The organism is Rhodococcus sp. NPDC019050, assembly GCF_055664235.1.
Genome location: NZ_JBVOON010000003.1, coordinates 293,659 through 307,678, shown reverse-complemented (window position 1 = coordinate 307,678; position 14,020 = coordinate 293,659). Strand labels below are relative to the sequence as shown.

At 66.7% G+C, this 14,020-nt stretch carries 13 protein-coding genes; 3 read left to right on the top strand and 10 right to left on the bottom strand.

Features of this window, described 5'->3' with window-relative positions:
- Positions 1-681 (bottom strand): TetR/AcrR family transcriptional regulator, encoded by a 681-nt coding sequence (locus tag AC0B44_RS06025; protein WP_471902011.1) that lies wholly within the window; start codon positions 679-681, stop codon positions 1-3.
- Between the two features lie 362 nt (positions 682-1,043).
- Between AC0B44_RS06025 and AC0B44_RS06020 the strand changes: the two genes are divergently transcribed.
- Together AC0B44_RS06020 and AC0B44_RS06015 are read left to right on the top strand one after the other, a co-directional pair.
- The gene (locus tag AC0B44_RS06020; protein ID WP_471902010.1) at positions 1,044-2,171 is read left to right on the top strand and encodes an ABC transporter permease; all 1,128 of its coding nucleotides are present in this window, start codon (positions 1,044-1,046) and stop codon (positions 2,169-2,171) included.
- On the top strand, positions 2,168-2,866 hold the full coding sequence (locus AC0B44_RS06015) for an ABC transporter ATP-binding protein (protein WP_471902009.1): 699 nt from the start codon (positions 2,168-2,170) through the stop codon (positions 2,864-2,866). The genes AC0B44_RS06020 and AC0B44_RS06015 overlap by 4 nt, the downstream gene beginning before the upstream one ends.
- Positions 2,867-2,888: 22 nt before the next feature.
- On the opposite strand, the gene AC0B44_RS06010 is transcribed toward AC0B44_RS06015, so the two are convergent.
- The 8 genes from AC0B44_RS06010 to AC0B44_RS05975 all read right to left on the bottom strand — a co-directional run bounded on the left by AC0B44_RS06010 (position 2,889) and on the right by AC0B44_RS05975 (position 10,125).
- Complete coding sequence (locus tag AC0B44_RS06010) at positions 2,889-3,752, bottom strand: 5-oxoprolinase subunit C family protein (RefSeq protein ID WP_471902008.1); 864 nt, start codon at positions 3,750-3,752, stop codon at positions 2,889-2,891.
- Between the two features lie 81 nt (positions 3,753-3,833).
- Positions 3,834-4,442, bottom strand: a complete 609-nt coding sequence (locus tag AC0B44_RS06005; protein ID WP_471902007.1) for a 5-oxoprolinase subunit B family protein — start codon at positions 4,440-4,442, stop codon at positions 3,834-3,836.
- A gap of 10 nt (positions 4,443-4,452) precedes the next feature.
- Entirely contained in the window at positions 4,453-5,211 is a 759-nt protein-coding gene (locus AC0B44_RS06000; protein ID WP_471902006.1) for a LamB/YcsF family protein, read from the bottom strand.
- Between the two features lie 95 nt (positions 5,212-5,306).
- Complete coding sequence (locus tag AC0B44_RS05995) at positions 5,307-5,528, bottom strand: hypothetical protein (protein ID WP_471902005.1); 222 nt, start codon at positions 5,526-5,528, stop codon at positions 5,307-5,309.
- Between the two features lie 9 nt (positions 5,529-5,537).
- Positions 5,538-6,932, bottom strand: a complete 1,395-nt coding sequence (locus AC0B44_RS05990; protein WP_471902004.1) for a S8 family peptidase — start codon at positions 6,930-6,932, stop codon at positions 5,538-5,540.
- A gap of 396 nt (positions 6,933-7,328) precedes the next feature.
- Positions 7,329-8,219, bottom strand: a complete 891-nt coding sequence (locus AC0B44_RS05985; protein WP_471902003.1) for a metal ABC transporter permease — start codon at positions 8,217-8,219, stop codon at positions 7,329-7,331.
- On the bottom strand, positions 8,216-9,082 hold the full coding sequence (locus AC0B44_RS05980; RefSeq protein ID WP_471902002.1) for a metal ABC transporter ATP-binding protein: 867 nt from the start codon (positions 9,080-9,082) through the stop codon (positions 8,216-8,218). The genes AC0B44_RS05985 and AC0B44_RS05980 overlap by 4 nt, the downstream gene beginning before the upstream one ends.
- Positions 9,083-9,108: 26 nt before the next feature.
- A complete protein-coding gene (locus tag AC0B44_RS05975) occupies positions 9,109-10,125 on the bottom strand; it encodes a metal ABC transporter solute-binding protein, Zn/Mn family (RefSeq protein ID WP_471902072.1) in 1,017 nt (338 codons plus the stop codon).
- A gap of 198 nt (positions 10,126-10,323) precedes the next feature.
- Here AC0B44_RS05975 and AC0B44_RS05970 point away from each other — a divergent pair, with 198 nt between their 5' ends.
- Positions 10,324-11,430 carry a LacI family DNA-binding transcriptional regulator gene (locus AC0B44_RS05970; RefSeq protein WP_471902001.1) on the top strand — a complete coding sequence of 369 codons (1,107 nt, stop codon included), beginning with the start codon at positions 10,324-10,326 and terminating at the stop codon, positions 11,428-11,430.
- Between the two features lie 7 nt (positions 11,431-11,437).
- Here AC0B44_RS05970 and otsB read toward each other — a convergent pair whose 3' ends face one another.
- A complete protein-coding gene (otsB, locus tag AC0B44_RS05965; RefSeq protein ID WP_471902000.1) occupies positions 11,438-13,996 on the bottom strand; it encodes a trehalose-phosphatase in 2,559 nt (852 codons plus the stop codon).
- Positions 13,997-14,020: the final 24 nt, after the last annotated feature.

Sequence of the window (14,020 nt, the reverse complement as noted above, 5' to 3'; positions counted from 1 at the left end):
TCAGGGCTCCGTCGGTGAGTTTCCCTCGCCTGCATCACATATCGTCGCGCATCCCGCTTCGCCGTGAGGTTCGCCGGGCGACTCTCGGTCGAGCGCACCGACGGCCCCCATCACGAAGGGAACGACCCGCGAGACCACTTCGTCGACCGCGCCGCCCTCGGCGAGAGTCTGGCGGTGGGGGTCCAGGCAGCCGAGGATGCAGCGACTTGCGGACCGCGCGTCGATCAGGTGGAAGACACCGGTGCGCTCACCCTCGACCAGGATCCGGTAGACCACGTCCTCAAGCTCGTTGAGCTGCGACGTGAACTCCAGCTTGGTGGCGTTGGGGATCAGGCTCATCACCGGCGGCGTCACCGGATGCGGACCGGCGAACTCGAAGAGCACCAATTCGACGACGGTCTCGAGCATCTTCCTCGGATCGTCCATGCCCGCGAGTTTGTCGGCGAGGAGATCGAGGAAACGTTCGATCTCGTGCGCCGACCAAGCGAGCAGCATCTCGGTCTTGTCAGCGTAGTAGTTGTAGATCACCGTTCGGGTGAGGCCTGCCTCGGCAGCCACCGCCCTGACCGATGCCCCGTCCCACCCCTCACGCGCCAGTACCTCGGCGAATGCGCTCAGGATGCGGGTACGGGTGGCCGACTTGTGCTCGGCCACGGTGTGCCCGGCATTGAGAATAGGCACGCGATGCTCCGGGATCGGTCGTGGAATTCGGGGACCGCTCGAAGAGTACACCTCGACGGGTCCGATGGGCGGCACGCGAGCCGCATCCGAGACTTCTCGAGATCTCTTCAGGGCCGGCTCGGCGTTACTTTGACGACAAGTCGTCATTAAATTTCGGGTCGCGAAATCCGATCGGAGATGTGAAAGAAACACCAGGTGAGGCCAGGTTTTCGGAGTGCGGAATCCGCATCGAAACTACGTCCTGTCGTAGGTAAACCTTACTGGCAGAGTCGCCGTTGTTCTGTTGAAATCGGGCTTGCGTTCCGTTCCCGCCTGCCCCCAGGCGCCGAAGTCCGATCGATCCGACTCTCAGGAGCTCGTCTATGTTTCTCGCCGTGCGCGAACTTGTGTTCGCGCGTACCCGTGTATTGCTCATGGGATCGGTCATCGCACTGATTTCGGTGCTCATGGTGATCCTTTCCGGCCTGTCTTCCGGTCTCGTCGACGACGGCGTCTCGGGTCTCAAGCAGACCCCGGTCGACGCCTTCGCGTTCGAGGAGGGCACCAAGTCCGATTCCGCGTTCTCCCGATCGGTCGTCACTGCAGACCAGGCCGAGGTCTGGGCTGCCCGGCCGGACGTTGCGAACGCAGAGCTGATGGGCAACGCCATCGTCAATGCTCACGCCGGGAGCGGAACGGCGATCGACCTCACGCTGTTCGGCATCACGCCGGGCTCGTTCCTCGAGCCCGCTGCGGCCGAAGGCGCGCAGTTGAGCGGCACGAACGACATCATCCTCAGCTCGACCGCTCGGGACGAAGGAGTCGAAGTCGGTGACACCGTCACCGTCGACCGACTCGGAACCGAACTCTCGGTCGTCGGCTTCACAGAAGACAAGCGCACCTTCGGTCACGTGGACGTCGCGTACGTGCCTCTGACCACCTGGCAGGAGATCAATGCCGGTACGCCCGCCGGTGAGGTGACGGACGCCCGCGAGTACGAGCAGGCGAGCGTCGTCGCTATCCGTGGAACGGACGGCGCACCCGACCTGGCTGCCGGCGATGCCGCCGCAGGGACCGCGACTAAGACCGTCGAAGAGTCGTTCGACTCCTCGCCCGGTTACACCGCGGAGACGATGACCATGTCCATGATCATCGCGTTCCTCTACGCGATCTCCGCTCTGGTCGTAGGCGCATTCTTCAGCATCTGGACCGTTCAGCGCCTGCGTGAACTCGCAGTCCTCCGCGCGATGGGTGCGTCCACCGGGTACCTGATGCGCGACAGCATCCTCCAGGCCGCAGTCATCCTCGTCGGGTCGGTCGCCGTCGGTGTCCTGATCGGTCTCGGCCTCGGATCCGGACTCCAAGGCACGGGTATGCCGTTCTCCCTCCAGACGGGTCCGATCCTCCAGGGCGCCGTCATGCTGATCGTGCTCGGCCTGATCGGTGCCGGAATCGCGATCGTGCGCATCACCCGTATCAACCCCCTGACAGCGCTGGGAGAGAATCGATGAGCGCCACCACCACCACGAAAACGGGTCTCAGCCTGAAGAACGTCGGCCTGAAGTTCGGCGACGGCGACACCACCGTGACCGCGCTCGACGACGTGAACCTCGAGGTCGCCCCGGGCGAACTCGTCGCGATCGTCGGCCCGTCGGGTGCCGGTAAGTCCAGCCTGCTTGCCGTTGCGGGAGGGCTGACGAAGCCCACCAGCGGTTCGGTCGTCCTCCGGGATATCGATCTGACCGCCACGCCGCAGCGTCAGCTCGCCGAGATTCGCCGCAACCAGATCGGTTTCGTGTTCCAGTCGTCCAACCTGCTGCCGTCGCTCACCGCGCTCGACCAGTTGCGGCTGATGTCCACGATCACCGGACGGCCGGGTCGCGATCCGCATGAACTGCTCGAGTCCGTCGGCATGACACACCGCGCGAACAAGCGGCCCGGTCAGCTGTCGGGTGGCGAACGCCAGCGCGTCGGAATCGCTCGCGCACTCGTCACCGATCCGGTTGTGTTGCTCGTGGACGAGCCCACGGCAGCATTGGACCGTGCCCGCAGCCATGAGGTCGTCCAGCTTCTGGCGGACGAAACCCACAGCGCAGGAGTCGCCACCATCATGGTCACCCACGACCACGACGTGCTCGTCCACTGCGATCGTGTCCTCGAGATGATCGACGGCAAGCTTTCGCCCGTGGCGAAAGACGCCCTCTGATCTGTAGAACTGTGCGGCCGGGCTATCGGGTGAGGCGAAACCTCACCCGGTAGCCCGGTCGTAATTGTGCTGCAAGTCGATGGTCGGCGCGCACGACCACCGCGATCACCGGATAGCCCCCGGTGACGGGATGATCGGCCAGGAACAGGACCGGATGTCCCTCCGGGGGCACCTGCAGAGCCCCGGGCACCATGCCTTCACTCGGTAGTTCGTCGTGGCGCGACCGGTGGAGAGGCTCCTTTCCGCGCAACCTGACACCCACCCGGTCCAGTTCCGGTGTCACAATCCAGGATTCCCGTAGCAACGCCTCCATCGACGCGGCGGTGAACCAGTCGTCGCGTGGCCCGGGAGTGACCCGCAGTTCGACCCGATCATCGATCGGCGCGGGCGGCGGAAACTGATCCTCCGCGGGCAGGGCGCCGGTGAGCACACCCACCGGTAGCCGGTCGCCCGTCCGTACCGGCGCGGGTCCGGTGCCCGACAAGGTGTCGGTGGAGCGGCTTCCGAGCACTTCCGGAACCTCGATGCCGCCGCGCACCGCAAGATACGATCGCAGCCCGATCGACGGTGCGCCGATCGACAGGAGATCGTTGTTGTGCAAGCGGATTCGGGCCCAGTTACCGCGAGGTCGGGCGTTGACGGTGACCTCGCTACGAGCGCCCGTCACTGCGACGATCGTCGAACCCGCACTGCGCAGGACGAGTCCGCCGGCCGTGACTTCGAGGGTGGCCGCCCCGGGACGGTTGCCGACGAGCCTGTTCGCGGCGTCGTGCGCCGACCGGTCCGCGGCTCCGGATGCAGTGAGGCCCCACCCGCCGTGTCCGTGCCGACCGCGATCCTGCACGGTCGTGAGAACACCGGGGGAGACAACTTCGAACCACGCCACGGGCCCATTTTGGCGTATGTGTCGACGTCGCGCGCCACCCGGCGAGGAAAGGCCGCGATCACCCTGCGATCCGGGCGGATGTCAGACGGCGATGAAGCGGACCTGCACACCGGGCCGCAGCAAGGCGGGAGGAGTTCGCTCCGGTTGCCACAATTCGGCCTCGGTCGTGCCGATCAGTTGCCAGCCACCCGGCGACCGCCGGGGGTAGATTCCGGAGAACTCGCCGGCCAGGCCCACCGCACCCGCAGGCACCGCGGTGCGCGGTGATTCCCGCCGGGGTACTCGCAGCCGATCGTCACCCCCGGCGAGGTAGGCGAATCCGGGGGCGAACCCGCCGAACGCAACGGACCACGCGCGGCCGGTATGCGCCGCGATCACCCCTTCGGTGCCCAGCCCCGTCCGCTCACCGACCTCCTCGAGATCGGGGCCGTCGTACCGCACTCGGATCACGACCTCCTCGGGAACTACGGCGCCCCCGGCTTCGGGTGCGGTCTCGCTGATCCATCGGCGTACGGTATCGGCCTGTACCACTTCGGGTTCGAATCGCACCAGCAGCGTTCGGGCGCCCGCAACGAGATCGACGACGCCGGGCGGGCGGCCCGCGTCGAGCGCCCGGTTGTACGCGAGGACCTCGTCGAGGGAAGCGAATTCGGCGAGGAGCGCGGCGTCTCCGGTGGGCAGGATCCTCATCTGTCGTGCCTCATACGAAAGCTTCGATGCCGATGTTCTCGGCGTCGAGCAGTGCGCGCACGGCGACCGCCATCGCGGTGGCGGAGGGGGAGTCGCCGTGGATACACACCGACCGGGCGGCTACGGACACCTCGGTGCCGTCGTGGGCCGTGATCACACCTTCGGTCACCATGCGCAGCACGCGCCGCGCCACAGTGTCGGGATCGCGGAGGACCGCGCCGGGTTCGCGGCGGGACACCAGCGTGCCCTCGGGCGTGTAGGCGCGGTCTGCGAACACCTCGGTGACCACGGGCAGCCCGGCGCGCTCGGCCTCCTCGAGGAACACCGAACCCGGAAGGCCCAGCACCGGTAGTGAATCGTCGTATGCGCAGACCGCGGCGACCACGGCGCGGGCCTGCTCCCGGTGGTGCACCACGGCGTTGTACAGGGCGCCGTGTGGTTTGACGTAGCTGACCGACGAACCCGCTACCCGGGCCAGGCCTTCGAGAGCACCGATCTGATAGATCACCTCGGCGGTCAGTTCGATGGGCGTCACATCGATGAATCTGCGTCCGAAGCCGGCGAGGTCCTGGTATCCCACCTGCGCACCGATCCGCACGTCGCGTTTCGCGGCGGCCCGGCAGGTGTCGAGCAACGTCGAGGGGTCGCCCGCGTGGAACCCGCAGGCGATGTTCGCGCTGGAGACGAGCCCGAGCATGGTCTCGTCGTCACCGAGTCGCCACTGCCCGTAGCTTTCCCCGAGGTCGCTGTTGAGGTCGATGCGAGGCACGGGACAAGTCTAGGGCCGGGGGCAATGCGCGATCCGGTCGGTGACGGGAAGAGATGTCAAAACACGAAGAGGACTCGCGCCGCTAGCTGGGACTCCTAGGACAGAAAAATGTCGCTGCTGTTGAACACACCGGTGATCAACTCGTCGTCTTTCAGCAACTTGGGCAGGTCCTTGGGGCCGTCGACCGAGATGGTGACTTCATCTCCGGACAAAGGGACGAGCGTACTGTCGTCAGCGATTTCGCAGTTGAGATCGTGGAGGCGCTCGTTGACGGTCGACAAGCTGTCACCGCCACGTACCGTAACCAACCACTTCATACTTCCACGCTACCGGCTGGAGAGTAGATGCGCATACGAGACCGCCGCGTTGATCACCCCATGGCCGGTGAATTGGTCGAACCCCGGCGAACCAAGGTCGATTGCACCTGCAACGAGGGCGTTTCGGACCACCGCCGGACTCGTGCCCGGAAACGCAGAGAGCAACAGCGCTGCCACACCGGACGCGACCGGTGTGGCAGCAGACGTGCCGTTGTCATAAGGCGATTCCGGGGACTCGCCACCGGGGCGACCCGGCCCGAAGTTCCCGAAGAAGTGACTGTATGCGGCAAGGTCGGGTTTGGCCTGCTCGAACATGCCGGGTCCTTGCGATGAATACCCGATACGCTGGTGCCTGCTGTTCACGGCTGCAACGGTGATCACCTCCTCGAGGCTGTTCGACCCATGGATCGACCTCCCTGGACCGATCCCTGAACTGTGACAGTTACCCGACGGGCACTCCTCTCCACAGTTGCCCGCCGCGAACAGCACTGTCGCTCCTGATGCGACGACCTCGCGCACCTTGCGATGGACGGGGTGGTTCAGCGCCCAGACTTCGTGATTCGGTTCGTCTTGCTGAGGGGGCACCCCCACGAATCCCCAGCTGTTGTTCAACACGTGGGGCGTTCCATCCGTGCGACGCTGAGTCAATGCTGCCTGCAGCATCTGGAGGGCTCCACCCGAATTCTGGATGCCCAGAAACGGGTAGTCGTAGAGTTTTGCCGCTGGTGCCGCGACAAGCACATCCGCAGCGCACATGGACCCGTGACTGGTGATAGGAGCTGTCCCGGGAAGCTGAGCGTTAGGGCGCGAAAACCCGCCGACAACAGGGTACTGGGAACCGTTTACTCCTTCGTCGATGATCCCCACGACCGTGTTCTGCCCCCGAAACCCGTCGCTCCACACGCGTTTCACGCCGAGAAGCGTCCGAATCGCATCGATCGTCACGGCTGGTTGAAAGGGTCGGCAGTCGACCCCGCCGACTGAGGAGGCCAGATCGAACAACTCCCAAGCTTCTGAAGGCAAGCCGGCATCGGAACCGCAACTACATTCTCGAACAAGCCCGATAGGCGAGTTGGGCCATACTCGAACGTCCGAGTGCTCTTGCAATCCCCCGATCCGGCCGGTGTCGACGTCCGCTGCAATCACGACGGTCGATGCGATGAGGTCCGGACTCTCTTCATAAGAGGAAAACTCCTCCAGCCTCGTCAGGCTTTCGGGATTCCTGTCGAGCATCGGTACCGGCGGCAGATCGGTCGCGAGCTCTACGCCGAAACCAGCGAGCTTGTCGATTGCCGATTCGCTGGCCACAACCGCATCCGTCGGTGAGGCCAAGGCGGCTTCAAAGGAGCCGAATGCTTCTTTCTGGGTCTGTGAAACTTCCAACAACACAGGAATTTTGCGCACCTTCTGCTCCTCGTGTAGCTGTAGCAGCTAGCGCGAAACTATAGACGTGAGGCGACCGCCCGGTAGGAATTTTGCATTGTGCACATGCCTCGTATCGTCATTTCACAAACCCTGTATTGCTTGGATCTACCAGGGATCGGGCGACCGGGAAGCGCTGGGGGCGTACGGGGATCCGCGTCGCCACCCACCAAGGAGGATGAGACTCGGGCGCCTGGCTACTCCGGACCGAAGGCGATGGAAAGAGGTTCATCGACTCTTTGGGCATCCGACTGCGCGGAGATGCCTCAACCGCAACGACCCCGTGCCCGAGCCCAGGATTACCGTCTGTACCGGTGACGGCGGGTGTGAAGGTCTCGACGAGGCCGCCGTGCAGTCCTGTATCCGGCTGGAGTCGGGTCAGTGCGCCGCGCTGTGCGCAGTCCGACCGGCACCTCGTCGCTGCCGCGACGATCCGATCATCCGGCACACCAGGTAGATGACGAAGGCGATGGTCGTGATGAAGCTGGACACGGGCACTCCGGGCGCGAGTGCGAGCAGGATGCCTCCGACCGCGGAGATCTCGGCGAAGATCACCGCCAGGACGGTCGCGGCCAGCGGCCCGCTCGCGACGCGGGAGGCCGCAGCGGCGGGGGTGATCAGCAGCGCCATCACGAGAAGGGCGCCGACGATCTGGACGCCGAGCGCGGCGGTGATGCCGACGAGTACCGCGAACACGATCGACAGGGGCCGCACCGGGACGCCTCGCGCCGCGGCCACTTCCGGGTCGGTGCTCGCGAACAGCAGCGGGCGGTAGATGAGGACGATCGTGCCGATGACCACGACCGCACAGGTCGCGAGGAGGGTGATGCCCGTTCCTCCGGGCGCGACGATCTGACCGGTGAGCAGCGAGAACGCCGCGCCGGTGCGGCCGTCGTACGCCCACAGCAGCAACACCGCGAGACCGAGCCCGAACGCCATGACGACGCCGATCACCGAATCCCGCTCGCGGGCACGGGTTCCCAGGATCCCGAAGAGGATGGCGGCAACCACGGCACCGACGACCGCGCCGAGCCCGACCGAGACGCCGAGCAGCAGGGCTGCGGCCGCGCCCGTCAGCGACAACTCGGAGGTGCCGTGAACCGAGAACGCCATCTGCCGGCTGATGATCAGCGGACCGATGATTCCGGCCAGCAGTCCGAGGATCGCCCCGGCGACGAGCGACTGCTGGACGAAGTCGTACTGCAGGAGGTCGGCGGTGGTGCGGAAGTCGAACAGCCGTCCCATCGCGTCGGTGAACTTGCTGCTCATACGCCGTCCTCGTGGTCGTGATGGTGAACGCCCTCGCCCGGGCGCAGACCGCCGGCGCTGCCGAGCGCGTCGATCGCGTCCCCGGTCCCGACGACGACCAGGCGGCCACGCATTTCGAGGACCTCCACGTCGGTGCGGTAGAGGTCCGAGAGCACCTCCGAGGTCATCACTTCGGCAGGCGTTCCGATGCGGAACTGGCCGTCGACGAGGTAGAGCACACGGTCGACGAGCGGGAGGATCGGATTGATCTCGTGCGTGACGAATAGGACGGCGGTGTCGTGATCGCGCCGGCGCCGATCGATGAGCGAGGAGACGAGGTGCTGGTTGGCGAGGTCGAGGCTGAGCAGCGGTTCGTCGCACAGGAGCACGTGAGGGTCGCCGACGAGTGCCTGCGCGATGCGCAGACGCTGCTGCTCCCCGCCCGAAAGGGCACCCACGGGAGCTCCCGCGTACGCCTCGGCGCCGACCTGTGCGAGCGCTGCGTCGACCGCGACCTTCCGCTGCTTCCAGAACCGGATCCCGGTGCCCCATCGGTGCCCGTCGACGCCGAGTCCTACGAGGTCCCGGCCACGAAGGGGAATTCCCTCGTCGAGCGTCTTCTGTTGCGGTACGTAGCCCAGGTGCGAGTTCCCGGTGCGGACCGGGGATCCCGCGATGGTCGCGGTGCCGGCGCTGAGCGGAAGCTGGCCGAGCAGAACCTTCAGCAGGGAGGTCTTGCCCGCGCCGTTCGGGCCGAGGACGGCCACGAACTCACCCGGTTCGATCGTGAGGTCGAGGTTGTCCCAGAGCACACGATCACCGAATGCCAGGCGCGCGCCGCGGAGTTCGACCGCGTGCGTGCGGCCGGGTATCGAAGAGTTCACCAGAGTCCGTCTTCTCGAGCGGGTGGTTAGGATTCGGTGTCGAGTGCGGAAGCAAGCGCCTCGGCGGTTCGGTTCTGCCACTGAATGTAGTCGAGACCCTCGGGCAGGGTTTCCGAAACCTCGACGACGGGGATTCCCGACGTCTCTGCAACGGTGCGCATCTCGCGGCTCACCTTGTCCTCGGTCTGCGGGTTGTAGAGCAGTGCGCGTACCTGCTTGTCGAGGAGAAGTTGCCGGGTGGCGGCGATCGCGGCGGGCGAGGGGTCGGTGCCGTTCTCGATCGCATTCGCGAAGTCGGCGGGCACCGCGTCGCGGAGTCCGGCGGCCGTCACCAGATAGGTGCCGATGGATTCGGTTTGTGCGACAGGGGTGCCCGCGTGGTCGGCGGCGATCGACGCTACGAGATCTGCGACGGCGTGCAGATTGTCGTGGAACGCGGCGGCATTCGCCCGGTAGGTGTCGGCGCCCTCCGGATCGAGTTCGGAGAGGCGATCGGCGACCGCGTGCGCGACCGCATCGGCCGTCGGGAGGTCGTACCAGACGTGCTCGTTGACGCCGCTGTGGTCATGTCCGTCGTGCGAGTGATCCGTGCTGCCGGCGGTGGGGGTCTCGGTGGCTTCGTGGGTGTCGTGAGCGTCGTCGCCGTGGTCGTGGCCCGTGGAAAGGTCGGACCCTTCACCGGATTCGAACAGTGCGAACGCGTCGACCGTGGCGGGGTCACCGCCGCCGGACTCGACGATGTCCTCGACGAACTGGTCGTAGCCGCCGCCGTTGTAGACGACGAGCGAGGCGTCGCTGATCGCGGCCGCGTCGAGCGGGCTCGCCTCGTAGGAATGCGGGTCGGCCGACGGTTCGGTGATGAGGGACTCCACCTCGAGGCGATCACCGGCCACTGCCTGGGCGACCGAGCCCCACACATTCGTAGAGGCGACGACGCGCAGCGTGTCGTCGTCGGGTCCGGTGGTCGCGGTACCGCAGGCGGCCAGTGTGGTCGCAGCAGCCACGGCGGCGGCCGCGAACGCGGCACGGGAGGACGAACGCACTGTGGTCTTCTCCTGCATCGAGAGCCGACGAACGGCCACGGAGGGCGCGTCCAATCGCTATTGGTAATCGTTACCGTTCCACTTTAGCGGATCGAGGAGGCAAATCTGCCCGTCCCCGCCTGCGCGTGACGACACCCACAGAGCCTGGGACGACACCCACAGCGCTGGGACGACCCCCTACTGGACTACCGTCCCCTCATGCCCAGGTCCCGTCAGCCCCGCCGACAGGCGACGCTGGCCTCGATCGCCGCCGAGCTGAAGATCTCCCGCACGACCGTCTCGAACGCGTACAACCGTCCCGACCAACTCTCCGCAGAACTGCGTCAGCGCGTGCTCGATGTAGCCAAGCGCCGCGGCTACGCCGGGCCGGACCCGATGGCGCGGTCCCTGCGCACCCGCAAGGCCGGTGCCGTCGGCGTTCTCCTCACCGAAGCCCTGAGCTACTCGTTCCGCGATCCGGCGGCGATGCGGTTCCTGTCCGGTCTGTCCGAGGCATGTGAAGCGGCCGGACAAGGCCTGCTCCTCATCCCCGCCGGACCCGGACGCGCCGACACCGAAGCCGCGCAGGTCGTGCACCGGTCGTCGGTGGACGGGTTCGTCGTCTACTCCGTACCGCCCGAAGATCCGTACCTGGCCGCGGTGCTCGAACGGAATCTGCCGATCGTCGCCTGTGACCAGCCGCGCGGTTTCGAGCACACCCCTGTCGTGGGCATCGACGACCGGGGCGCGATGCGGGATCTCGCCGCACATCTCATCGGACTCGGCCACCGGCACATCGGTATCGTGTCCATGCGACTCGGGCGCGAGCGCCACGACGGTGTCGTCGATCTGTCGACCCTCGACAGCAGCGGATTCCACGTGCAGCGCGAGCGCATCCTCGGAGTGCAGGACGCGATGCGGGCGGGCGGGCTGGACCCGGCCTCGCTCACTGTCGTCGAGCGCTACACGCACACCTCGGAAAACGGGTTGTCGGGCGCGGCGCAGATCATGAGCGTCAACCCCCGCATCACCGCACTGATGTGCACGACCGACGTGCTTGCGCTCGGCGCCCTCGCGTGGGCCGACCGGACCGGGCTCGACGTGCCGGGCCACCTGTCGATCGCCGGCTTCGACGGGATCGACGAAGCGCTGCGCGAGGGCCTCACGACCGTGCGTCAGCCCCAGAAGGACAAGGGCCGCCGCGCCGGCGAACTGCTGCTCGCCGCCCCGGCGCATTCCGGCGTTCCCGCGCTCGAGACGCTCGACACCCAACTCTGGTTCGGAAAGACATCGGGCGCCGTCGAGCGCGAGTGGTACGCGGAATAACCGCTCGTCAGCGCGGCTGCTCCGAAAGCAACTGGGCGCACCGCAGCAGTCCGATGTGGCTGTAGGCCTGCGGGTGGTTGCCCAGCGAGCGTTCGGCCACGGGGTCGTATTCCTCACTGAGCAGACCGGTCGGTCCCGCTGCCGCGACGAGCTGCGTGAACAGTGCCTCGGCGTCGTTGCGCTGTCCGACGAGGAGATACGCCCCGACGAGCCAGGCCGCGCAGAGGTGGAAGCCGCCCTCGGTGCCGGGAAGCCCGTCGTCGTGCCGGTACCGGTACACCGTCGACCCGCTGCGCAGTTCCGCTTCGGTGGCCTGGACGGTCGCGTGGAAACGCTTGTCGTCCGGGTCCACCAGCCCGGTCAGGCCGATGAACAGCGTCGCCGCGTCGAGATCGGTGCCGTCGTAGGCCGCGGTGTGCGACTGGACGTCTTCGTTCCAGCCCTTCTCCTTGACCTCTTCGGCGATCTCGCGGCGCAGGTCGGCCCAGCCTTCACCGGCGGGCCGGCCGAACTTCTCCGCGAGAGTCAGTGCCCGGTCGACGGTGAGCCAGCCCATGACCTTCGAATACACGTGGTGCCGCGGGTTGTCGCGGATCTCCCAGATGCCGTGGTCCGGCTCGAACCAGCGGCGCTCGACCGCGAGAACCATCGCGCAGACCAGTTCCCAATCGCGATCGGTCAACGCTTCCGCATGGCTGATGCCGCGCTCCTCGCGACGATGTGCGAGTTCGGAGATCAGGTCGACGATCGGACCGAACACGTCGAGCTGGACCTGCTGGTTGGCCGCGTTGCCGACGCGCACCGGGCGCGAACCCGCATAGCCGGGCAGGCTGTCGAGGACCGCTTCCGGAGGCAGTGCGCCGCCTGCCAGCGTGTACAGCGGATGCAGTCGCTCGGGTCCGGGCAGGGTCTCGAGGACCCCATGCACCCAATCGAGGTAGTTCTCGGCTTCTTCGAGCGATCCGACCCGCACCAGTGCCTGAGCGGTCAGTGCCGCGTCGCGCAACCAGCAGTAGCGGTAGTCCCAGTTCCGGACGCCGCCGATCTCTTCGGGCAGGGACGTGGTCGCCGCCGCGAGGATCGAACCGGTCGGTGCATGGACCAGCCCGCGCAGGGTCAGCGCCGAGCGCTTCATCAGATCCGGCTTGAGCGGGGGGAGTTCGAGGCTGTTCGCCCAGTCGCGCCAGTACGCTTCCGCCTGTGCGCGACGTTCCAGCTCGGGGACCGGGTGTTCACTCAGATCGTCCGTACCGCAACGCAATTCGAGAACGACATCCCCTTGTGAGGGATCCACCACGGCGTGTGCGGACTGGTGCGCACCGTCGGTGCTGATGTCCCACCGCACACCGGGGGAGCGCAGCACATAGGGCTCGTTGAAGCCCATCACCCGGATTCCGTCGTCGGTGACCTCCAAGGTCACCTGACCCTGTCCGAACTCGGGACGGGGCGCGAAGGTCACCAGTGCGGTCGCCCGTCCGGTGATCACACGGGTGAGGTCGGTCCGGCCGGGCTCGACGTCGTGCGGCAGGTAATCGACCACCGCGAGCGCCGCCCAGCGGGTGACGACCGTCATCGTGGAATCCACGTAGCGCTGGCTCAGCGGCAGCGACTCGCGAGTCGGGCCGATGGTGAAATGACCGGCAGGTTCCCCACCCAGCAGGTGTGCGAACAGCGCTGCCGAATCCGGTTCCGGATGGCACATCCAGGTGATGCTGCCGTCGGGGGTGACGAGCGCCTTGGACCGGGGGCTCGCGAGCATGGTGAGCCGCTCGATGGGAGAGGCGCTCGCACCGGACAGCCACGTCCGGCGCTCCTCGAGGAGAAGCGCGAGAGCCGAGTTGACGTCCTCGGTGGAGGAGACCCGGTACTCCGCGGCGGTGTCGCCGTCGCCGATCTTCACGCCCACGTCGGGGCCGTGCAGCGACTCGAATGCCTTTTCGTCGGTGACGTCGTCTCCGAAGAAGACCGCCGCGGTGGCCGCATCCTGGTGCCGGATGATGTCGAGCGCTGCGCCCTTGTCCGTGGGCACCACGGACAATTCGATCACCGACTTGCCCTCGGTCGCCTGGACGCCCGGACGCAGCGCGAGGTCGCCACGGACGATCTCGAGCGCACGCTCGGCGTCTTCGGCGGAGGCATTACGTACGTGCATCGCGACGCTCGCGGGCTTGACCTCGATGTGCACGCCGTCGAATCGCTCGGCGACCGACGCGAGGCCGTCGACGAGCACGGTCAGCAATTGCTTGGCGGCGGGGTCGATCTCGTTGATGAACCCGATGTCGAACTCGGATCCGTGGCTGCCGACGAGTTTCACCTCGATGGGAAGCCGCGACAGCGCGGCGAGATCTTTCAGGGAGCGGCCGGAGATGACCGCGGCCGAAGTCGAGGGGAGTGCGGCCAGTCCACGCAGCGCACGGACGGCGTCCGCCCGGGGATATGCCTGCCCGGGGTCGGCGACGATCGGCGCGAGGGTGCCGTCGTAGTCGGTTGCCACCAGCAGGCGCGGCGTACGCGCCGCGGCGACGAGGGCTCGTCGGAGGTCGATCGGTAGGTCGTGGGCACTCACTCGAACCAAGGTAAGCGAAGAAGA